Raw genomic sequence first — 21,227 nt, 5'->3', positions numbered from 1 at the left:
TTATTCCGTTTGCCATGCTCGAATTTACGGAAGGTAATGCCGATATGCGTACTACGTTATTCGTAGAGGTGGTGCTACCTTTGGCCCTTTCCAAAACCTACACCTATCGGGTTCCCAACGCGTGGAATGCAAGGGTAGCGGTAGGTAAGCGGGTTATCGTTCAGTTTGGAAAAAACAAAGTCTATTCAGCGGTCATTTATCAGATAACCCATGAAGCGCCCGAACGTTATGAGGCAAAGTATATCTTGGATATCCTGGACGAGAGTCCGGTAGTGGATCGTGCCCAACTTCGTCTTTGGGAGTGGATGTCGGCTTATTATTTGTGTACACTCGGCGAAGTCATGCAGGCGGCTTTGCCTGCCGCTTTAAAACTGGCGAGCGAAACACGGATCATCGCCGCAGATGTAAGTTCGGTGGATAGGTCGTCGCTTAATGACAAAGAGTTCCTGATTTTGGATGCCTTGGAGATCTCGCCGGAATTGAAGGTAAGCGATATTGTTAAATTGCTTGGCCAAAAGACGGTATTTCCTATATTGAAAAGACTGTTCGACAGGGGGTTGGTGCTGATTTCGGAGGAGATTGCTCCGAAATACAAGCCCAAATTAAAGACCTTTATTTCGCTGCACGCCGACTATGGCGATGATGTGGGGCGAAAGTTGTTGCTGGAAATGCTTAGCAATGCTCCGAAACAACAAGACGCTGTTTTGGCATACCTCCAATTGAATCGGCGCCTTTCCAGGATAACCAAAGCCGATATCCTTGAAGCCAGTGGATGTGGTTCAGCGAGTATTACTGCCTTGATTAAAAAGGGGATATTTATTGCTGAGGAGCGTGCGGTTAGCCGTCTCGCCGGTGAGGATGTTGAACTCACAGGAGACTTTACGCTCAGTGACGTCCAGTTAAAGGCATTCGACGAAGTCAATGATCGGTTTGCGGCAAAGGATGTGGTGCTCTTGCATGGCGTCACGGCCTCAGGAAAAACGCAGGTATACATCCGCCTTATTGAAGAAGCGGTAGCCCAGGAAAAAAATGTGCTGTACTTACTTCCTGAGATCGCACTTACTACCCAGATAACCGAGCGCCTACGGCTACATTTCGGTGGTAAATTAGGCGTCTATCATTCGCGGTTTAACGATAACGAGCGTGCGGAAGTCTGGAACAAGGTGCTCAATAACGAGTACCAGGTGATTGTGGGGGCGCGCTCAGCCGTTTTTTTGCCGTTTCGCGCATTGGGGCTCATTGTTGTCGATGAGGAACACGAGACCTCCTATAAACAGTTTGATCCGGCTCCCCGCTATCACGCCCGTGATACCGCCATTTACCTTGGCCATATTCACGGTGCAAAGGTGTTGTTGGGATCGGCAACGCCTGCCGTAGAAAGCTATTATAATGCCCGGGCGGGAAAATATGGGCTGGTTGAATTGAAACAGCGCTTTGGAGAAGCCAAGCTTCCTGATATTGTGTCCGTGCATATCGGCGAGGAAAACCGGAAGGGCAATATGACTTCCTATTTCAGCAATACGTTGCTTCAGGAAATGGAAAACGCCGTTGCTCAGCGACAACAGGTCATTCTTTTCCAGAACCGGCGCGGGCACACGCCGCTCTTACAATGCAAAACCTGCGGCTATATCGCGAAATGCATTCACTGTGATGTCAGCCTGACCTATCACAAAAGCAGCGGTAAGTTACATTGCCATTATTGCGGATTTTCGGAAGATCCTATACAGGTGTGTCCCGCCTGCGGGTCCACACATATAGAGAGCAAAGGTTTCGGCACTGAAAGGGTGGAGGAGGAGCTGGAAACATTGCTGCCAGAGGCGCGTATCGGTCGCCTGGACTTGGATTCCACGCGGGGGAAACATGGTTTTGATCGGGTATTGAATGCCTTCGATGAGCGCGTTTACGATATTTTGGTAGGCACCCAGATGGTCGCCAAAGGGTTGGATTTCGGAAACGTAAGCATAATCGGTATTATCAATGCCGATGGCTTGATTAACTACCCCGATTTCAGGGCACATGAACGCGCGTTTTCGCTACTGGCCCAGGTCAGCGGAAGGGCGGGCCGCCGGGATAGCAATGGGAAGGTTATCATCCAATCCTATGCACCCCATCACCGCATTATCCAGCAGGTGATCGCCAACGACTACGAAGGTATGTTCATGGCGGAGGTAGCCGAGCGTAAGAATTATGCCTATCCGCCTTTTTTTCGGCTATTCCGGCTGGATGTAAAGCATAAAGAACAACCGATTGCGCACGATGCATCTTACCGATTGGCAACTTCGTTAAGGGAAGCGTTGGGTCATCGGGTGGTAGGCCCTGAGGCCCCCTTGGTAGGGCGTGTTCGCAACCATTACATTTTCAGCATCCTGCTTAAGGTGGAGCGCGTGGGCACAAGTGTAAGCAAGGTAAAGGAATTGGTTAAGGCCATCCTGCAACAATTCGAAAGCCACAAGTCCAACCGAGGTGTCCGTGTGCAGGTAGATGTAGATCCCTATTGATTGAGTATACCGAAGCTGTATTGCAGCGTGACGGCTGCCACAGGCCCAAAAAAATACTCCCATCGGTAACGCTTTGTTTGATTGGGCGCACCGGTAAAGGAATGGTCGCTGTAGTTGTTTACTTTCTGGTAGGTATACGCAATGTTAAAATTGGCCTCGGCACTGACGGCTATCCGTGGAACAATGTATAATTTTGCACCGACGAAAGGAGAAAATAACAGGGCATTCTTATTGTCTTCAGCAAATACAGGAGAATTCTCAAATCCTTTGGTGCTAAACTTTTGGACCATAAATCCCAGATCTGCTCCAAAATAGGGCTGAAACCGGGAATAATTCAGATTTTTTTCTGCCCCAACCTTAACCGCTGTGTTTTGCAATTTTCCCGTTACCTTGGGAAAACAGCCCTCGCACTCGTTATCAAACTCGATGTCGTTGTTAAAATGGGCTGCCTGCAGCCGATAACTGATTTGATTGTCGTTTATTTTGAATAATAGGCCATTGAAATAAGAAGTGTGGAAAGGCTGGCCTGAAGGCTGGTTAAGCAACTGTGGAAATTGCTCATAGGCATACGTGCGAACGGCAATCGTATACCAATAATCTGTGTTGAAATGATACCTCTTTTTCTTGGGGACGACGATAGCGGGGTAATCCACCGTATCAATTCTCGTTACCTGTGCGGACAGCTGACCAGCTCCGAAACACAATAAGAGCGTTAAAAGAATATACCTCATCCGCAATAGTCGTATTTGTCTCCTGCGAAAATAGAAATTTTTCACCTAATCTACGTATTTTTGGAGCATAATGGCATATAAGTTTATTGACAATTACCGTGAACGGGGAGCGAGGAAGCAGTTGGTCGAGCTATTAAAACGGCGGGGGATAGAGGACAAAAACGTGCTGGCTGCCATCGGCAAGGTTCCACGGCATTTTTTTTTCGATGAAACTTTCTGGAACCAGGCGTACAAAGACATTGCTTTTCCAATCGGCGATGGACAGACCATTTCTCAGCCTTATACCGTTGCATACCAGACGGAGCTGCTGCATATCCAGCGTGGGGACAAGGTGTTGGAAATAGGGACGGGTTCCGGTTACCAAACCTGTATTTTGCTTGAATTAGGCGCCGACGTGTATACGATCGAACGTCAACGCAGTTTATACGATCGAACCATCCGGGTGCTGCCGTACATGGGGTATAGGCCGCACTTTTTCTTAGGCGACGGTTCCAAGGGGATACCCGAACATGCACCGTATGACAAGATACTGGTCACGGCTGGGGCACCGTTTGTGCCCGATGTTATGCTGAAGCAAATTCGAATAGGGGGGGTGATGGTTATACCGGTTGGAAGCGAAAAAGAGCAGAAAATGGTGACCATTCTTCGTGTTGGGGAGCAGGAATACGAACGGATTGAATTGGATACGTTTCGGTTCGTTCCGTTGGTAGGCGACCAAGCGTGGTAGTAGGGAACAAGTGATAGCGGATGGAAAATATTTTTGATGCATATCATAGGAATATAACGGACAGCCATTCGCAGCTGGCTGGCTTGCGCCGATCCATTAATCGTAACTCGCTGCTGCGCCTTGCTGCGATTATCGGAGGCGGAGCAGCGTTGTTCATGGCTGTGCAGTCGGAGCAGGTGGGATTGGTAACCGGAGTTTTTTTTGCGGTTATCGTGCTGTTTGCTGGATTGGTATGGCGACAGAGCAAGCTGGAAAAACGGAAAGTGGAGCTGGAGAGTTTTCTGGCGGTCAATCAAAATGAAATTGACCTTTTGGAAGGGAAACCTAATCGGTACTCTGACGGTCGGGCATACATGGATAGTCGCCATCCTTACAGCGGTGATCTGGATATTTTCGGACCTTCGTCGCTCTTTGCATTGCTTAACCGTGCGGCTACCCCTCAAGCCAATGCCTCATTGGCTGGATGGTTGTCAGCACCGGCGGGTACCGACGATATCAAGGTTCGGCAGCAGGCAGTCGCAGAGTTGGCAGATGACCTGGATTGGTGTCAGAAGTTTCAGTCCCGGTTGTGGTTTAACCTGCATCATCCGATAGATTTTAAGCATCAATTTGCGCAGTTTTTGCGCAATTCTGATACGCCGTTCGGCAACCGGGGCTTGCGGCTGTATGTCAAAGCGGTGCCTTGGCTGATGGCGACGCTTATCATTGCCGCAGGGTTCATTCCGGTGTTTTCGGGAGTCGCTCTGTTCTTCGCCCTTATGCACCTGTTGGCTGCCATTGGATACGGCAGAAAAGTAAACCGGATAGCGGGATTGACCGACCGGGCGGGCCGTCTATTAAGTGAGTTTGCCGCGGCATTTGAATTGATCGAGAATAAAGCATGGCAGAGCGAGCGTGGCAGGGAACTGAGTCTGTCTTTGCGATCGGCCGAGAACCATACACCCGTTTCGGTAATATTCAGGGAATTGGCCACACTGATCGATCGGCTGGATTATCGGTTGAACATGTTGGTGGGGGCCGTACTCAACATGGCGGCCCTTTGGGATTTCAGGCAGGTGTTTGCACTGATTGAGTGGCGTAAAAAGTACGGCACGGACGTTCTCGAGGCGTTTAATGCCGTCGCTGAGTTCGAAGTGTTGGGAAGCTTGGCAGCGTTGCGAAGGAATCACCCCGGATGGGTGTTCCCCCTAATTATGGAAACCGAAACCCCGTTTTTTGCCGCGGAAGCACTTGCACATCCCCTGATTCCGGTGAGAAATGCTGTGCCCAATGACTACCAAATGGACGGCCACCGGATCGCCCTGATTACGGGATCGAATATGGCCGGTAAAAGTACCTTCCTTCGTACAGTCGGAATCAATGCGGTGCTGGCATTCTGCGGGGCACCTATTTGCGGTAAAGAGATGCGGGTGTCCGTTTTCTACTTGATTACCTATATGCGCATTGCGGATTCGCTGAATGAAAGTACTTCTACATTCAAGGCCGAATTGAATCGCATACAAACGGTCCTGAGAACGGTGGAAAGCCAATCGGATACATTTTTTCTTATTGACGAGATGCTGCGAGGAACCAACTCGGTCGACAAATACCGTGGATCCAAAGCCATTATCAAAAAGCTAATCGCTTATCGCGGGGTTGGCATGGTCGCTACACACGACCTTCAGTTGGCGAAATTGGCCGATGAATATCCCGGCGTGGTACATAATTTCCACTTCGATATCCAGGTGCGCAGTGGCGAGATGCTTTTTGATTATAAACTAAAAGAAGGGGCATGCACGATTTTCAACGCGTCGTTACTTTTAAAAGGAATCGGCGTAGACGTAGACTGACGTCGTGCTAACCTTTTATTACCCGCGCCAATTCCCGTTTCGTATCCCGCTCTTTTATGGTTTCCCGTTTGTCAAAGTCCTTTTTCCCCTGGGCCAGTGCGATCTCGATTTTGGCAAAGCCCCGGTTACCGATAAAAATGCGCAACGGAATAATGGTAAATCCCCGTTCTTCGCTTTTGGTCTTCAATTTTTTGAGTTCCTTTTTGGTCAAGAGCAGCTGCCGGTCCCGTTTCGCCTCATGGTTATAAAACGATCCGTGCGAGTATTCTGCGATGTGCATGTTACGGATATAGAGACCGTCGTCGAAGAACGAACAAAAGGAATCGTTGATGTTGGTTTTTCCTTCGCGAATGGATTTGATTTCCGTGCCAAGAAGCCGGATACCTGCCACATACGTGTCGAGTATGTGATATTCGAAGAAGGCCTTTTTATTTTTGATATTGATATCTGAAGAGAATGCCATGATTTTCTTTTTTTGCAGGGAATCAGCTTCGCTGATATGCCCCGGTGTGCAACGCTTATACCGGTTTGCAATAAATGTTCTGCGCTACCTTATCCGAGATATTGACGGTCTTGCCGTCGATATCCAGCGCCATGGAGTGATCGAACGCATATTTCTGTATCACATGGACCTGGCTGTGTATGCTCATACCGATTTCGCTGACGTATTGCAGAAAAGACGGACTGTTATCTTTTACAGCGATAATGATATAGGATTGCTGCTCTGTCGCTTCGGTTAACGTGAGGCGGGCTTCATTGACGTAGTCACCTTCGGCCGTTGGAATGGCGTCTCCATGTGGGTCGAATTGGGGAAATCCCAGGAATCGATCCAGCCGTTCCACCAGTTTGTCAGATTTAATATGTTCCAGTTGTTCCGCAACCTCATGTACCTCATCCCAGCTGAATCCTAATTTATCGAATAGAAAAGTTTCCCAGAGCCGGTGTTTGCGTATAATGGCAACCGCTAGATCGCGTCCGGTATCGGTGAGTGATATTTTTCCGTATTTTTCGTAATTGACAAGCTGTTTCTCCCTGAGTTTCTTGAGCATATCGGTGGCGGTAGCCGGACGTACATTTAGTCGTCCCGCCAATTGATTGGTGCCAGCTTCGCCGCCACTGCCTTGCTCGCCGGTGATCCGGAGCAGGGCTTTTAAGTAATTTTCCTCGGTATCGGATAGCATAATCACAAACTTAGGCAACTTGCATGGTATATGCAAAATAGAAAAGGCACCTAACAGGTGCCTAAAAGCCATTTTATATTCTGATTGAAAATTACCCTGTTAAACGTTGACACCCAATTCTTCCGCCATTGCCTTGCCGATCTCTGCAGGAGATTCTACCACACGGATGCCGCACTCCCGCATGATTTTCATTTTTGCCGCAGCCGTATCGTCAGCGCCGCCAACAATAGCTCCTGCGTGCCCCATACGACGTCCCGGAGGAGCGGTTTGCCCGGCAATAAAGCCGACAACCGGTTTTGTGCCATGGTCTTTGATCCAACGGGCAGCTTCGGCTTCCATTCCCCCGCCGATTTCCCCGATTACAATGATTCCTTCTGTCTCAGGGTCGTTCATGAGCAATTCGACGGCCTCTTTCGTGGTCGTGCCAATAATCGGATCGCCACCGATGCCAATGGCGGTCGTGATACCCAGCCCGGCTTTTACGGTTTGATCCACCGCTTCGTAAGTAAGCGTTCCTGATTTGGAGACGACACCGACTTTTCCCTTCTTAAAAATGAAACCGGGCATGATGCCAATTTTGGCCTCGTCTGCTGTGATAATGCCTGGGCAGTTCGGCCCGATTAGCCGAGATTTTTTATCGCTTAGGTAAGACTTTACCTGAATCATGTCTTTGGTAGGAATTCCTTCCGTAATGCAGACGATGACTTCGATGCCGGCAGCAGCAGCTTCCATGATCGCATCTGCAGCAAATGCAGGGGGAACGAAGATGATGGATACATTGGCGCCGGTCTTTTCGACGGCATCCTGCACCGTATTGAATACCGGGCGATCCAAATGCGTCTGGCCTCCTTTACCGGGGGTTACGCCACCAACCACCTGAGTTCCATACTCGATCATCTGTGATGCATGGTAGGTGCCTTCGTTGCCCGTAAAACCTTGTACGATTACTTTGGAATCTTTATTTACTAGTACGCTCATGGTTCTGATTTTTTGCACCGCAAACTTAGGTAAAATTGGGTTTTTTCACAAGTGTTTATTTTCAGCGGTGTTCAAGAGATCGCTTCGCGAGTTTTTCACAAGAGTTTATTTTTAGCGGTGTTCAAGAGATCGCTTTGCTAGTTTTTCACAAGTGTTTATTTTTAGCGGTGTTCAAGAGATCGCTTCGCGAGTTTTTCACAAGAGTTTATTTTTAGCGGTGTTCAACCTTCCGAGGTAGCGATGCACAAGGTGTTCAATCTGCTTTGGGAAGGTAGCATTTCGCATAGATATCCCATAGCACAATGCCGATGGATACGGAGATGTTCAAAGAATGTTTGGTGCCGGATTGGGGGATTTCAATGCATGTATCTATAAATTCCATCACCTGGTCGGCCACACCGTGTACTTCGTTTCCGAATATCAATGCGTATTTTTCGGTCTGTGTGGGTATAAACTGCTGGAGTGAGAGGCTCTGCTTGGCTTGCTCGATAGCGATGAGCCGGTATCCGTCTTGTCGGAGTTGCCGTAATGCACCAAGGGTGTCGGACACGTGTTCCCAAGCTACCGAGTGTGTAGCCCCTAACGCGGTTTTTTCAATTTCACGGTGAGGGGGGCGGCCGGTGATTCCACATAAAATGATCCGTTCAACGGCAAATGCATCCGATGTGCGAAAAGCCGAGCCTACATTATGCAGGCTCCGTACATTGTCAAGCACCAACGTAACGGGAAGTTTGGGCTGGGTTTTGAATGTTTCGACAGACGGTCGCCCGAGTTCATCCATGGATAACTTTTGCATGGGGCAAAGATACGCGTTAAAAATATCTCCAATATATTTTGAATATAAAAAAGAACGTGGTATCTTTGCGGACTGAAAAATTGAAGAAAAAATTAGCTAAATAAATGGCAAATCATAAATCAGCACTTAAGAGAATCCGCGCGAACGCTGCGAAGCGCCTGCGGAACCGTTACCAGGCTAAAACGACCCGCAATGCAATTAAAAAATTGAGGGGTACCACGAATCCCGAAGAAGCAAAGACGTTATTGCCGCGGGTGATTTCGATGCTTGATCGCTTGGCCAAGAAGAATGTCATTCACAAAAACAAGGCTTCCAACAACAAATCGAAGTTGACGAAGTACGTAAACAGCTTGTCATAATAATACTACAGATACATTAAAAAAAGCCGCTCTGATCAGTCAGGGCGGCTTTTTTTAATGTACCTGTAACCAGCTAGTTGACTTGTTTCTTCCTCAATTGCCCAAGAACCTGCTGTAATTTTGCAGAGTCTTCCCAATACGGTTCGAGATTCAGCAATTCCACGCGACGGAAATCGATCGGATGGCTTTCACTTTGCAGCGAGATATATCCACTTTTTAGGGGTTTGCCATCCACTTTTATCGCTGGATCATAGTTTGATACGTTACCTCCACCTATCTGAGGTTTATAATAGGTAAGTACCGTATCACCTTCCAGAATATGATGTACCACCGAGTCGCCTAATACAAGAAACTCGGCAGTTACCCATTGATCGCCATGGTAGGTTTTTGATGAAGAATTGGTGCAATGAGGGGTAAACAGCTCGCCATCTACTTCCATAAATACGTTGGTTCCAGGCGTACATAGGTTGCTGGTGGTCCGTTCATTGGTTCCGTCTCCGCCAAGTAGTTGTCCTTCTATGGATATCGGAAAGTCTTGATCCTTTAACATGGTATTTGGATCCTGGCCATGTAGCATTGCCCCGCTGTTCCGCCAAGCCCACCCTTCACCCCCGGGAGCTTGTTCGTCGACGAAACGGTACTCCACACGCAGCAGATAGGCAGAATACGGTGTGTTGTAATGGATATGGCCATACTGAAAATCGAAATCAGTATAGCCGTCGTAGCGGACCTTGAGTAAGCTATCTTCAACCCGGAAGGTGTTCGCGTAATTGTCTCCGACCTCGTGTTTGGCGATTTTTACCGTCCAATCGTTGAGGTCTTTTCCATTGAAGAGCTGGATCCACTCTAACGGAGTGTCGGTTTCCTTGCCCGCATTGGTGCATGCGGTTGTTGATAAAATCATCGCTGAGGCGATAATAAGGGTTGTTTTCATTGATTCTCTAGTTGAATTATCATTCGGTTAGTTTATCGGTCCCAAAGACTTCTGTGTTTTACATATTCGCTTGGTCGTACACCCACAATTTTCGTAAACGTATTGCTGAATGTGGGTAAACTGCTGTAACCTACTTTCGCTGCCACTTCGTTTATGCTCAATTTATCGTCAAGCAACAGTTTTAACCCTTTTAACATCCGCAAAATAGTAAAATATTGGATAAAAGACATATTAAGTTCTCGTTGGAAAAGCCGGGCGAGCGATCGTTCACTGATACCGAAGCGATCGGCGATTTGTTTGAAACCGATGCTGTCGGAGACGTGCTCGTCCAAGTATTCGACAATCTTTAACAGCCGACTGTCATCCGGATATGGCAACGCCAGTGGCAGTGCACCTTTACTCAGTTCAGGTAGCAGCATTTTGAATGCCTTGGCGATCGCATAACGGCTCTCCTCTTCCGGACGGATGTTTCCATTCCAGCGATTGGTAAACATCATCAGTTCCATCAGCAGGTCGTTAACCGGATAGATGGCGGTTTGTGTGAAAAATGCATCGTCGTATTCGTATACCGGAAAATAGAGATTTCGCATGATCACCTCCGGTGTACTCGGATGGATGCTATGCCGGACGCCTGCGGGGATCCAGATGTAATGCCTGGCCGGTAGGAAATACGACTGCTGGGGGGTGTTTAGGTAGACGACACCACCTTCGGTGTACAGAAATTGGCCCTTTTTATGTTCGTGCTCCGGTATGAATTTCTCACCCATGACGGCGTGATGGCAGTAAATGGTATCTACATATCGGTCTACCTCCGTAATGTAATAGCGGTTTACGTAATGCTCCATTGTTTCGTAAAGCAGGGAAACGGTATATTCTCCTGAATTGTGGGCTAAAATAATGAAAATATGGTGAATTGTCTAAAATGGATAAATTTGTGACCTAATGTGATAAGATTAAGCCGGCTATAACAACTAATATTGTATTTCAGCTTAGTGGATTAGCTGATGTAAAATTCTTCGCTATGTCGTACGATAGAATCAGGGCAACGCAATTAATTGATAAGGTAACCACTGCTGAGCAGGCCGCACAATTATTTAGCCAGGGCATGGTGGTGGGGTCGAGTGGATTTACCAAAGCTGGCGATAGCAAAGCCGTGCTGGATGCTTTTGCCAAACGGGCGGAAAAGGAGAATTTGCAAATTACCCTCATGACCGGTGCGTCGTTGGGACACGATACAGACGCGAAATTAACCCGGGCCGGTGCCTTGGCAAAGCGAATGCCCTTCCAGGTTGATCGCGTGCTCCGGGATGCAATTAATCGGGGCGAGGTATTATTTGTAGACCAGCACCTCAGCGAAAGCGCCGAACTGCTGCATAACCATTGCCTTCCCCCGGTGGATATTGCGGTGATCGAAGCGGCGTTTATCGAAGCCGACGGCAGTATTGTGCCTACTACTTCTGTAGGGAATTCGGTAACTTTTGCTGCGTTGGCAAAAAAAGTTATTATCGAGATTAATACGCGAGTTCCGGAATCTATTTACGGCTTGCATGATATCTTTCAGCCGGAGAATTATCCCTACCGCAATGTCATCCCGATTGTGGCGCCTGAAAACCGGATTGGCCGTAGGTCTATTCCACTCGATATCAATAAAATCGAGGCTATCGTATTTACCGATATTCAGGATAGTCCGGCTGATATTGCACCACCGGACGCAAAAACCATTGCCATTGCGGGACATTTACTGGAATTTTTTGAAAGCGAGGTGAAAAAAGGCCACCTCACTGATAGACTGCTGCCTTTACAAGCAGGGATTGGCAAAGTTGCCAATGCGGTGTTATCCGGTTTCAAGGATAGTAATTTCTATGACCTTCGCATGTTTTCGGAGGTGTTGCAGGACAGTGCCTTTGATCTGCTAGACAGTGGTAAAATGAGTTTTGCGTCTGCTTCATCTATCACCGTTTCCGCGGCATACTACGACCGGGTGTTCGGTAGCCTTCAAAAATACAAAGACAAGGTTGTATTAAGGCCTCAAAACATTAGCAACACACCCGGCCTCATCCGGCGGCTTGGGGTTATCGCTATTAATACAGCCATCGAATTCGATATCTATGGCAATGTGAATTCCACCCACATCGGCGGTACCAACATTATGAACGGTATCGGTGGCTCGGGCGACTTTGCGCGTAATGCTTACTTAAGTATATTTGTTACCCAGGCTGCCTCTAAGGATAACCGGATATCTCACGTGTTGCCGATGGTCTCCCACGTAGACCATACCGAGCACGATGTCGACATCCTCGTGACAGACATCGGACTGGCAGATCTGCGGGGACTTGCTCCCCGCGAGCGGGCAGTTCATATTATCCGCAATTGTGTGCATCCCAATTACCGGGAAGCATTGCAGTCCTATTTTGACCGGGCATGCCGGTTGCGCGGCGGACATACGCCGCACATTCTTGAAGAGGCATTTGGTTGGCACACCCGGTTTCGGGAAACGGGAAGCATGGAATGAAGCGATGCGTATATTACACGATTATCTGGAAATAAAACCTGCCGTGGCGGATGCACTCCGAAAGGGTAGACCGGTTGTCGCCCTCGAGTCGACCATTATATCCCATGGTATGCCCTATCCGAGAAATGTTGAGACTGCGCTGCGTGTGGAGCAAATCATCCGGGAAGAAGGTGCGGAACCCGCTACCATAGCGATATGGAACGGAAAATTGAAGGTAGGGCTCACCGAAGCGGAAATTTTCGAACTTGGCAAGGCATCCGGTGTAGTAAAAGCCTCTCGGCGTGATATTCCGTTTGTATTGGCAAAAAAGGGGCATGGGGCAACGACGGTTGCTGCAACGATGATTATTGCCGCAATGGCAGGAATACGCGTATTCGTGACAGGAGGGATCGGGGGTGTGCACAGGGGGGCTTCTCAAACCTTTGATATATCCGCCGATCTTGAAGAATTAGCCCGGACGGACGTCGCTGTCGTCTGCGCAGGTATTAAGTCAATGCTGGATATCGGACTCACCCTGGAATACCTCGAAACAAAGGGTGTCCCCGTTATTGGCTATCAAACGGATGAACTTCCGGCATTTTATACCCGGAAAAGTGGGTTTAACGTGGATTACCGCGTTGATTCAGTTGATGAACTCGCCAACGCCTTGAAGACGAAGTGGGATTTGGGATTGGCCGGCGGAGTGGTGGTCGCCAATCCGATTCCGGAAAAGGATGCCATGGATTCCGAGCTGATCAACCGGACAATTCTTCAAGCACTTGACGAAATGAATGCACGAGGCATTGCAGGAAAGGAAGCAACCCCCTTTCTGCTCGGTAAAATCAAAGACTTTACCGGCGACGCTAGCCTGATGGCCAATATCCAGTTGGTATATAACAACGCCAAACTGGGCGCCCAGCTGGCCAAAGCACTTGTGGCCGCGTACTGATCATTTGCCCCCTTACTTTTACTTTCTATCTTTGTACAGATTTCTCATACTATGACCCTTACACAATTGGAATATATTATAGCGGTTGACACGTATCGCAGTTTTGTCGCGGCCGCTGAGAAATGTTTTGTGACCCAACCAACGTTGAGTATGCAAATCCAAAAGCTGGAAGAGTCTATCGGCGCGCGTATTTTTGATCGCAGCCGGCAGCCGATTGTCCCAACAGACGTAGGGGTTGAAATTATCAAACAAGCTCGTGTGGTGCTTACAGAAAGCCGGAAAATCAATGAGCTTGTGCAATTGAAAAAGGGTGAATTGGAAGGTGAATTTCGCGTTGGCGTGATTCCCACCATTGCGCCGTACTTGTTGCCCAAAGTGCTGGGGAAATTTATGCAGCGATTTCCGAAGTTGCAATTGCAGATTTGGGAATACACCACGGAGATCATTATCCGTGAATTGAAAGCGGGATTGCTGGATTGCGGAATATTATCGACCCCGGTTTACGATGCGGCCTTGGTTGAGCGGCCAATGTTCTATGAGCCATTTGTCGCCTATGTGTCTTCCGAAAGCTCCATGATTGCCAAGAAAGAAGTGACTTCCGACGACGTATTGGGTGATAAACTGTGGCTCCTAACGGAAGGACATTGCATGCGCGGTCAGGTCTTGAACATTTGCCAGCGAAAGCGAAACATGGAGCCTGAAGGCACCTTTGAATACAACACAGGCAGTGTGGAAACGTTGAAACGGATGGTCGATAGTAACGCTGGAACTACCATTCTGCCGGAGTTGAGCATAGAAGATTTCGACGAAGACCAGTTGGCTCGTGTCCGCTACTTCAGGGCACCCGAACCGGTGCGGGAAATCAGTTTGGTGACCACCCATAACTTCTTGAAAAAGGCAGCGATAGATGCACTGGAGAAAGAAATACGGGAATCTGTCCCAAAGCGTTTTAAATCAAGGAAGAAGAAAGATGTAGTGGGATTTGATTGACATGAAAAGGCAGCAACGGCATATCATTCACCGGCTCAACCAATGGCGGATGCAGAAAATCTCTAACCGCAATTTTATGGTGCTGCTAGCTGTTGTGGTAGGGGTGGTGGGCGGACTGGCAGCTGCGGCCCTTAAGGGGCTTACGCATTCCATAGCGGCCTTTTTGCAGGACGACCTGCAATGGCAATATAAAATTTACCTTTATCTGTTTTTTCCACTTATCGGTATTTTGCTGAGCGTGCTTTATATACGCCGGTTTATCAAAAAGGGGACATTCGAACACGGAATGACGCCTATTATCTATGCAATTTCGCGCAAATCCAGTCGTATTCAGGTTCATAATGTGTATTCGCAAATTATTACGAGTGCACTGACGGTGGGTTTTGGCGGGTCTGCCGGATTGGAGGCGCCGATCGCCTATAGCGGATCTGCTATCGGTGCTAATGTGGGGCGTTTTTTCGGCCTAAATTACCGTGAAGTAACCATGCTCCTGGCCTGCGGAGCCGCTGCGGGCATAGCCGGAGCATTTAATAGTCCCGTAGCCGGAATGATCTTCGCTATCGAGATTCTCCTGCCGGAGTTTTCCATCCCGGCGTTCATCCCCTTGTTGATGGCCGCCGCGACGGCCTCCGTCGTCTCTAAACTGATCTACAGTGAACCGCTCTTTCACTTGGTTACGGACGACTGGGAATTTCAGGCGTTGTTTTTCTACCTCCTGTTAGCCGTTCTGATCGGACTTTTTTCTATTTACTTCGCTAAAGTCAGCGTTTGGGTGAAAAGTGCGTTTGCCAGAATTAAAAACCCTTACCAAAAGGTATGGGTAAGCGGCCTGAGCCTTGGACTGCTGATTTTTTTATTTCCGTCACTCTATGGCGAAGGGTATATTGCCATCCAACAGATTCTTGACGGGCGGACCGATTCCCTGCTGGCAAACAGCATTTTTGCCGACTATCGGCACTTGGGAGGCTTGGTGATGGTATATGCGCTGGTTACGGTATTCGCCAAGTCGCTCGCTTCGCTGATTACACTCAACAGTGGGGGCAACGGCGGCGTGTTCGGACCGAGCCTGGTGATGGGCGGGCTATTGGGGTTCGCATTTTCCTATGGGATAAACCTCACAGGATTGATCGACTTGAATGTCGCAAATTTTGTAGTCGCCGGTATGGCGGGCGCACTCAGTGGGATTATGCACGCACCTTTGACCGGTATTTTCCTCATTGCAGAGATTACCGGTGGATATGCATTGATGGTGCCCCTGATGCTGGTCACGGCGATTTCCTATCTGATCAACCGAACGATATTGAAGTACTCCATCTATACCAAGGTGCTAGCTGAACAGGGAGATTTGCTTACCCACGAGGATAAGGACCGTACCGTATTGAGCATGATGAAATTGCGATATGTGTTGGAACGAAACTTTACCATACTCCGTCCGGATGAACGGCCCGCGGACCGCCGATATGACATTATCCATACCAAACGTAATATTTTTCCTGTGGTCGATCCGGAAGGTAAGTTACTGGGTATTATTTACAGTGAACGACTTTTTGAAATTTTGCTGGGAGAAAATCCGGAAAAAAAAGATTACACCATGCGCGAGCTGGCTGAAAAGCCCGCGGATATTATACAGATGGATGCCAATATGGAAGCTGTGATGCAGAAAATGAACCGGGAAGATATCTGGATTCTGCCTGTGGTAGACGCTGAAGGTAACTATATGGGATTTGTCTCCAAATCCGCAGTATTCAATAAGTATCGCGCATTGCTGATGCGCCAGGCGACCTATCTCGAATAATCGGGGGGCGGTCAAGGTTAATTGCCAATTGGGCGTCTGCTTGCATTGGCAATTAACCGTTCACCTTAACCACCCATCATGACTACAGTTCTTTGATGCGGATGTTGCGATAGGCAACGACATTTCCGTGATCCTGCAGTGCTATTTTTCCCTTGGGATATTTGGCAAAGCCTTCCCAATCTTTAAACTTGCTGGCATTCAGCACCTGTTCCCATTCAGGGGTCCCGATGGTGACATCCGCGGTTTGTACGCCATTTAGCCATAAGGTAATCTGTCCGTTGTTTTTACGAATGCGCGCTTGATTCCATTCGCCGACGGGCTTGGGTTTGGATACTTCCTTACTGCCAATCATGTCATAAAGCGAACCGGCCAGGTGGTTTTCGATTTTGTTGTCGCCCGCATCGATGTTGTCTAATACCTGCATCTCGATGCCGGTTTGGTAAGTTGCGCTAAATTTAGGGTCTTCGTGGACACCGAAGATAATTCCGCTGTTCCCACCGGACGATATCTGCCATTCCAGTTCAAGCTCGTAATTTTCATATTCGCCATCGGTAACGATATCACCCCGTTGTTCACGAGGCACGTCGGGATTGAAAGTCAACGCGCCGTCTTTGACTGTCCACGCTTGGGATACGGTATCCCGCAGGTATGTGTGCCAACCGTTGGTGGTTTGTCCGTCAAATAAGGATACCCAACCGTCGTTCTCCGAAGCAGTTTCGGTAGCCGTCGTATCCTGTCCCCCGTCCGCTTTTTGGCCGGATCCGCATGCAGCCATGACAGCGGCTGTCAAAGCTACTGATAACGTTTTTTTGAAATTTTTCATGTTTGAATTCTGAGATGTTTGATTTACAAGTTTGTTCGGTTTCAATACTACAAACTTATTTTCAAAAACGCATATTTTGGCGGTTTATTTTTGCGAAAATCGGGAGCATGGTTTTTTTTAAAAGTTTTCTTATTATTGTCAGATATTTAAAACTAACTAATGAATTGATAACCTAAACGTTGACTTAACTACTTAACCTATGTCTGAACTGTTTCGAAAATTGCATATGATCGCCGTATGCTCCCTTATACCCGTACTATGCGCGGCTCAATCGGCTGAAATACCTGATCGGGAGTTTGAGTTTGGGAAAGTGCCAAAGGAAGAATTTGCCTTAACGGCTTCCGGTGCGGATACAGCCGCGGCAGCGTTGCGGATCTTTGATGTCGGACGATGCGATTTTAAAATTTCCGACACACGGGGATTCACTTACGTGTTCAGGCGCCACGTCAGGTACAAGATTTTAACAAAAAGTGGGTATGATTTGGCCAATTTAGATATCCCGCTATATCGGTCGTCTAACACTGCGAAAGAAAATATCGTATCGATGAGCGCGGCTACTTACAATCTGGAAGCGGGCGAAATTATAGAGAGCAAGTTGGATAAGGATGCCAAGTTTACCGAAGCGTTGGATAAAAATTATACCATCAAGAAATACGCCTTGCCGAACGTAAAAGAGGGATCTATTATCGAGTTCAGGTATACCATCGAGTCAGATTTTATTTTTAATCTGCGTGGCTGGGCATTCCAGAGTGATATCCCAACACTTTGGTCTGAATATAATGTCCGCATTCCGGAATATTTTCGCTACAAGGTCAACATGACCGGTTATTGGCCGGTTGAGCGCGCCGTCAGCAAAGCGGAGACGGCGAATTACATCCCCGGGCTGGCATCCAAGGCACAGTACACAAAATGGGTCGCGCAAAATGTGCCGGCGTTGAAGGATGAGCCGTTTGTAACCACGTTAAACGATTACCGGTCGAAGATTGACTTCGAATTACAGGGAACTAATTTCCCGAACGAATCCTTTAAGGATTACACCGGTACGTGGCCTAAGATAATCGCCGGCCTGATGGAGGATAAGAACTTTGGACAATATCTAAACAAAAAGGCACACGCAAAGGCATTGCTGGAGAATGTGCCGCTCGATGGTGCAGACAGTATCGCACGAATCGGGCAGATTTATCGATACGTCCGGGATAATGTCAAGTGGGACGATGAATATAGCTTATATACCGAACACCCAAGTCCGAAGACGCTGTTTGAAAAGCGAGTTGGAAATTCGTCCGATATTAACTTAGCATTAATCTGCTTGTTAAAAGCTGCTGGATTCGCGGCTTATCCCGTATTGGTAAGCACCCGTGAAAACGGAATGCACCCGGGTTATCCAGTGATATCCAAGTTTAATAACGTAGTCGTACTCACGGTTGTAAACAGTACTACCTTGCTATTGGATGCATGTGAACCGTTGATGCCCGTAAACATGCTATCCTTCCAGAACCTTTCCCATCAGGGTTTCCTTTTCGACATGGATAAATTAGAAGGGCAATGGATATCGACAGAGACGGAGACCCCGGGCGAATCCAGTTATTTTTACAATTTTACACTCGGCGAGGACCATACACTGACCGGGACTATCCAGGAATCCCACAAAGGTTACAACGGGTTAATGAGACGAACCCAATATCGCTCGAAAGGTACCGAGTCTGAATACCTAAAGGATTATAAAGAAAAGAGAGCAGGGCTTGAGGTCAATCAGTATGAGGCCGTGAACATGGATTCGGTCGAGGACGCACTGGTGGAAAAATTGGATGTTGTGATTCTGGATAATGTAGAAACGGCCGGTAATTTGGTGTATTTCTCGCCATTGCTTTATGAACGGACAAAAGAAAACCCATTTAAACACGATACGCGTAATTTTCCGGTTGATTTTGGCTTTCCAACAAAGGAATATTTTAAAATTATGTTGAAATTTCCGGATAGTTACGTCGTCGATAAACTTCCAAAGAGTATCCTCTACAAACTTCCTGAAGATCGCGCAAGCTTTAAGATATCTTACCTGTCAGAGGGTAAGGCGTTGCTGGTGACCAGTGTGATTGACTTGAAAAAGGGAGTATATACCGCAGAGGAGTATTTCGAACTAAAGGAATTATTTAAAATTATCGTTGAACGACAAGCGGAGCAGATCGTATTTAAAAAGAACTAAATGGCCAGGAAACTTACATTGCTTTTTCCCTTTATTCTGCTGTCCACCGTCCTAACAAAGGGACAGTCCGACTACGATGCCGATCGCATTCCGGCCGGACTGAAGGAAGACGCCGTTGCCGTTGTCCGGACGGAGGAACAGGCGTTTGATATTAGCAGCGCGACAAAGGCACATCTAACGTATCGCATTGCCATTACGATTTTGAATAAAGCCGGCGATCGCTACGCCGAAATGGCGGAGGTCTATGACCGATTTTCGAATATTTCGGATATCCGCGGAGCATTGTACGATGCTTCGGGAAAAAAAATCAAGGACTACAAGAAAACGGACATTAAGGACCGGAGTTTGATATCTGACTTTTCAATGTATGAAGACAACCGGTTAAAATACCTCACTTTCTCCCATACTTCTTATCCGTATACGGTTGAGTACAGTTATACCAAAGAATTTAAGGGGTTCCTTTCAATTCCATCGTGGCGACCTGTCCCAACCTTCGGAATTGCCGTGGAACAGTCTACGTATGTCGTCCAATGCCCGACTTCTTATGAACTAAAAAAAATGACAAGCAATGGGCTTCGGACAGATTCTGCAACGGTGGGGGGCAAAACCCAATATCGATGGACATGCAGCAATGTACCGGCGGTCGTACACGAACCTTACAGTGTCGGACTGGGTGATCTGGTGCCTTGGGTCTCTGCTTCACCTACGGATTTTGAATACGATGGCACACGTGGAAGTGTAAAGAACTGGAATGAGCTTGGTAAGTGGTTGTATGCGCTTGCCGACGGCGAAAGCGTGCTCAATGGTGCGATAAAAAGTCAGGTAGCGGATCTTCTCAAGGGGGCCACAACGAATCCTGAAAAAATAAAGATTCTGTACGACTATCTTCAACAACATACACGCTACGTAAGCGTACAGCTCGGTATCGGCGGATTTAAACCCGTGAATGCCGATAAAGTTGCACAAGTAAATTACGGCGATTGCAAGGCGCTTTCGAACTTTATGAAGGCCTTGCTTAACGAAGCGGGAATAGCTTCCAATCTGGTGGTTATCGGAAGCGGCATGCCGAGCCTTAATGCCGCCTATGCGAGTTTTGGGCAGGCAAATCACATGATTTTGTGCATTCCCGGGGCTGGAGATACGACCTTCCTCGAATGTACGAGCCAGCACTATCCCATGGGGTTCGTCGGCGGCAGCAATGCCAACCGAACGGCACTGATGGTCGGTGCAGACGGTGGAAAGCTGATCGCTACCCCCCGGTATGGTGCCAGCGATAATTACCTGAAACGTACGGCGGAGGTGAACTTTGATGGTGATCTGGTGGCCAGCGTCAACATTACCACCTCCTATGGCCATGCGCAGTTCGAAGATTACTTAGGGGTGCTTCTGCAAGAGCCCATCGAACAGCGGAAAAGTATTCAGGAAAATCTGGGAATCCCCGGCATGGAGCTCGTCAATTATTCCTATTTGCAACCCGATCCATCGAGGCCCGAGCTCACGGAAACGATACAGGTGTCCAGCAAGCAGTTGCTCAGCAGGGGTGGTGACCGCGTATTCCTTACCGCTAACCTGTTGAACAGGAGGGAAACGGTGCCGGCTCAGGTTGCAGACAGAAAAACCCATTTCGCAGTCGCGTTCGACTACTTGGATGAAGACGAGATCAGGTATCACTTGCCGGATGGTTATGCCGCGGAGTACTTGCCCGAGGATGTCGAATTAGAATCCGAGTTCGGTACCTATACCGCGAAGTATGTAGTGGAAGCAGGAGACATTGTGTATCGGCGTACACAGGTCATGAACGGTAAACGTTATCCCCCTGAAAAGTATAACGATTTCGTAACCTTTTGTAAAAAGGTTTATCAGTCTGATAAACAGAAGGTTGTGTTGGTGAAATCGCTCTAGGCAGTCGAATCGCCAAGAAATCTCTTTTTACCGGCGGTTAA

General features: G+C 48.0%; 18 protein-coding genes. 10 read left to right on the top strand and 8 right to left on the bottom strand.

What is annotated here, in order from left to right:
* The first annotated feature begins 14 nt into the window (after positions 1 to 14).
* Complete coding sequence (priA, locus tag ACFQRK_RS20970) at positions 15 to 2,498, top strand: primosomal protein N' (RefSeq protein ID WP_379010134.1); 2,484 nt, start codon at positions 15 to 17, stop codon at positions 2,496 to 2,498.
* Here the strand turns inward: priA and ACFQRK_RS20965 are convergent.
* On the bottom strand, positions 2,492 to 3,229 hold the full coding sequence (locus tag ACFQRK_RS20965; RefSeq protein WP_379010132.1) for a hypothetical protein: 738 nt from the start codon (positions 3,227 to 3,229) through the stop codon (positions 2,492 to 2,494). The two genes, priA and ACFQRK_RS20965, sit on opposite strands and share 7 nt — an antisense overlap.
* 70 nt (positions 3,230 to 3,299) lie before the next feature.
* Between ACFQRK_RS20965 and ACFQRK_RS20960 the strand changes: the two genes are divergently transcribed.
* Together ACFQRK_RS20960 and ACFQRK_RS20955 are read left to right on the top strand one after the other, a co-directional pair.
* Complete coding sequence (locus tag ACFQRK_RS20960) at positions 3,300 to 3,956, top strand: protein-L-isoaspartate(D-aspartate) O-methyltransferase (protein WP_379010131.1); 657 nt, start codon at positions 3,300 to 3,302, stop codon at positions 3,954 to 3,956.
* 20 nt (positions 3,957 to 3,976) lie between these two features.
* Positions 3,977 to 5,785 carry a DNA mismatch repair protein MutS gene (locus tag ACFQRK_RS20955; protein WP_379010130.1) on the top strand — a complete coding sequence of 603 codons (1,809 nt, stop codon included), beginning with the start codon at positions 3,977 to 3,979 and terminating at the stop codon, positions 5,783 to 5,785.
* Positions 5,786 to 5,792: 7 nt separating this feature from the next.
* Here ACFQRK_RS20955 and smpB read toward each other — a convergent pair whose 3' ends face one another.
* From smpB to ACFQRK_RS20935, 4 genes are all read right to left on the bottom strand, one after another.
* The gene (gene smpB / locus ACFQRK_RS20950) at positions 5,793 to 6,248 is read right to left on the bottom strand and encodes an SsrA-binding protein SmpB (RefSeq protein WP_379010129.1); all 456 of its coding nucleotides are present in this window, start codon (positions 6,246 to 6,248) and stop codon (positions 5,793 to 5,795) included.
* A 55-nt stretch (positions 6,249 to 6,303) separates the two neighbouring features.
* On the bottom strand, positions 6,304 to 6,966 hold the full coding sequence (locus ACFQRK_RS20945) for a metal-dependent transcriptional regulator (RefSeq protein WP_379010127.1): 663 nt from the start codon (positions 6,964 to 6,966) through the stop codon (positions 6,304 to 6,306).
* A gap of 99 nt (positions 6,967 to 7,065) precedes the next feature.
* Positions 7,066 to 7,944 carry a succinate--CoA ligase subunit alpha gene (sucD, locus tag ACFQRK_RS20940; RefSeq protein ID WP_379010126.1) on the bottom strand — a complete coding sequence of 293 codons (879 nt, stop codon included), beginning with the start codon at positions 7,942 to 7,944 and terminating at the stop codon, positions 7,066 to 7,068.
* 253 nt (positions 7,945 to 8,197) lie between these two features.
* Positions 8,198 to 8,740 (bottom strand): RNA methyltransferase, encoded by a 543-nt coding sequence (locus ACFQRK_RS20935; RefSeq protein ID WP_379010125.1) that lies wholly within the window; start codon positions 8,738 to 8,740, stop codon positions 8,198 to 8,200.
* A gap of 104 nt (positions 8,741 to 8,844) precedes the next feature.
* Between ACFQRK_RS20935 and rpsT the strand changes: the two genes are divergently transcribed.
* Positions 8,845 to 9,099 carry a 30S ribosomal protein S20 gene (gene rpsT, locus ACFQRK_RS20930; protein ID WP_379010124.1) on the top strand — a complete coding sequence of 85 codons (255 nt, stop codon included), beginning with the start codon at positions 8,845 to 8,847 and terminating at the stop codon, positions 9,097 to 9,099.
* 73 nt (positions 9,100 to 9,172) lie between these two features.
* Here the strand turns inward: rpsT and ACFQRK_RS20925 are convergent, their stop codons facing one another.
* Positions 9,173 to 10,033 carry a DUF1080 domain-containing protein gene (locus ACFQRK_RS20925; protein WP_379010123.1) on the bottom strand — a complete coding sequence of 287 codons (861 nt, stop codon included), beginning with the start codon at positions 10,031 to 10,033 and terminating at the stop codon, positions 9,173 to 9,175.
* A 32-nt stretch (positions 10,034 to 10,065) separates the two neighbouring features.
* Positions 10,066 to 10,878, bottom strand: coding sequence for an AraC family transcriptional regulator (locus tag ACFQRK_RS20920; protein ID WP_379010122.1), 813 nt, complete (start codon positions 10,876 to 10,878; stop codon positions 10,066 to 10,068).
* 176 nt (positions 10,879 to 11,054) lie between these two features.
* Here ACFQRK_RS20920 and ACFQRK_RS20915 point away from each other — a divergent pair, with 176 nt between their 5' ends.
* The 4 genes from ACFQRK_RS20915 to ACFQRK_RS20900 are packed head-to-tail and all read left to right on the top strand — an operon-like array spanning position 11,055 to position 16,258.
* Positions 11,055 to 12,545, top strand: a complete 1,491-nt coding sequence (locus ACFQRK_RS20915) for a succinate CoA transferase (protein WP_379010120.1) — start codon at positions 11,055 to 11,057, stop codon at positions 12,543 to 12,545.
* Complete coding sequence (locus ACFQRK_RS20910; protein ID WP_379010119.1) at positions 12,490 to 13,473, top strand: pseudouridine-5'-phosphate glycosidase; 984 nt, start codon at positions 12,490 to 12,492, stop codon at positions 13,471 to 13,473. Before ACFQRK_RS20915 ends, ACFQRK_RS20910 begins: the two co-directional genes overlap by 56 nt.
* A 51-nt stretch (positions 13,474 to 13,524) precedes the next feature.
* Positions 13,525 to 14,463, top strand: a complete 939-nt coding sequence (locus tag ACFQRK_RS20905) for a LysR substrate-binding domain-containing protein (protein WP_379010118.1) — start codon at positions 13,525 to 13,527, stop codon at positions 14,461 to 14,463.
* A 1-nt stretch (position 14,464) separates the two neighbouring features.
* Positions 14,465 to 16,258, top strand: coding sequence for a chloride channel protein (locus tag ACFQRK_RS20900; RefSeq protein ID WP_379010116.1), 1,794 nt, complete (start codon positions 14,465 to 14,467; stop codon positions 16,256 to 16,258).
* A gap of 82 nt (positions 16,259 to 16,340) precedes the next feature.
* Here ACFQRK_RS20900 and ACFQRK_RS20895 read toward each other — a convergent pair whose 3' ends face one another.
* Complete coding sequence (locus ACFQRK_RS20895; RefSeq protein ID WP_379010114.1) at positions 16,341 to 17,081, bottom strand: DUF1080 domain-containing protein; 741 nt, start codon at positions 17,079 to 17,081, stop codon at positions 16,341 to 16,343.
* Between the two features lie 199 nt (positions 17,082 to 17,280).
* Here ACFQRK_RS20895 and ACFQRK_RS20890 point away from each other — a divergent pair, with 199 nt between their 5' ends.
* Both ACFQRK_RS20890 and ACFQRK_RS20885 read left to right on the top strand, forming a co-directional pair.
* Positions 17,281 to 19,284 (top strand): DUF3857 domain-containing protein, encoded by a 2,004-nt coding sequence (locus ACFQRK_RS20890; protein WP_379010113.1) that lies wholly within the window; start codon positions 17,281 to 17,283, stop codon positions 19,282 to 19,284.
* A complete protein-coding gene (locus ACFQRK_RS20885; RefSeq protein WP_379010111.1) occupies positions 19,285 to 21,186 on the top strand; it encodes a DUF3857 domain-containing transglutaminase family protein in 1,902 nt (633 codons plus the stop codon).
* Positions 21,187 to 21,227: the final 41 nt, after the last annotated feature.

Origin of the sequence: Parapedobacter sp. GCM10030251, assembly GCF_042666505.1 — a bacterium.
Taxonomy (GTDB): Bacteria; Bacteroidota; Bacteroidia; order Sphingobacteriales; family Sphingobacteriaceae; genus Parapedobacter.
This window is presented reverse-complemented; position numbering and strand designations above follow the sequence as displayed.

Coding starts and splice junctions, on each gene's coding strand:
- ACFQRK_RS20955 (WP_379010130.1), top strand. CDS start 3,977: ATGGAAAATATTTTTGATGCATATCATAGGAATATAACGGACAGCCAT.
- rpsT (WP_379010124.1), top strand. CDS start 8,845: ATGGCAAATCATAAATCAGCACTTAAGAGAATCCGCGCGAACGCTGCG.
- ACFQRK_RS20965 (WP_379010132.1), bottom strand. CDS start 3,229: ATGAGGTATATTCTTTTAACGCTCTTATTGTGTTTCGGAGCTGGTCAG.
- ACFQRK_RS20890 (WP_379010113.1), top strand. CDS start 17,281: ATGTCTGAACTGTTTCGAAAATTGCATATGATCGCCGTATGCTCCCTT.
- ACFQRK_RS20900 (WP_379010116.1), top strand. CDS start 14,465: ATGAAAAGGCAGCAACGGCATATCATTCACCGGCTCAACCAATGGCGG.
- ACFQRK_RS20935 (WP_379010125.1), bottom strand. CDS start 8,740: ATGCAAAAGTTATCCATGGATGAACTCGGGCGACCGTCTGTCGAAACA.
- smpB (WP_379010129.1), bottom strand. CDS start 6,248: ATGGCATTCTCTTCAGATATCAATATCAAAAATAAAAAGGCCTTCTTC.
- ACFQRK_RS20960 (WP_379010131.1), top strand. CDS start 3,300: ATGGCATATAAGTTTATTGACAATTACCGTGAACGGGGAGCGAGGAAG.
- ACFQRK_RS20945 (WP_379010127.1), bottom strand. CDS start 6,966: ATGCTATCCGATACCGAGGAAAATTACTTAAAAGCCCTGCTCCGGATC.
- ACFQRK_RS20925 (WP_379010123.1), bottom strand. CDS start 10,033: ATGAAAACAACCCTTATTATCGCCTCAGCGATGATTTTATCAACAACC.
- ACFQRK_RS20915 (WP_379010120.1), top strand. CDS start 11,055: ATGTCGTACGATAGAATCAGGGCAACGCAATTAATTGATAAGGTAACC.
- ACFQRK_RS20885 (WP_379010111.1), top strand. CDS start 19,285: ATGGCCAGGAAACTTACATTGCTTTTTCCCTTTATTCTGCTGTCCACC.
- ACFQRK_RS20905 (WP_379010118.1), top strand. CDS start 13,525: ATGACCCTTACACAATTGGAATATATTATAGCGGTTGACACGTATCGC.
- sucD (WP_379010126.1), bottom strand. CDS start 7,944: ATGAGCGTACTAGTAAATAAAGATTCCAAAGTAATCGTACAAGGTTTT.
- ACFQRK_RS20920 (WP_379010122.1), bottom strand. CDS start 10,878: ATGGAGCATTACGTAAACCGCTATTACATTACGGAGGTAGACCGATAT.
- ACFQRK_RS20895 (WP_379010114.1), bottom strand. CDS start 17,081: ATGAAAAATTTCAAAAAAACGTTATCAGTAGCTTTGACAGCCGCTGTC.
- priA (WP_379010134.1), top strand. CDS start 15: ATGCTCGAATTTACGGAAGGTAATGCCGATATGCGTACTACGTTATTC.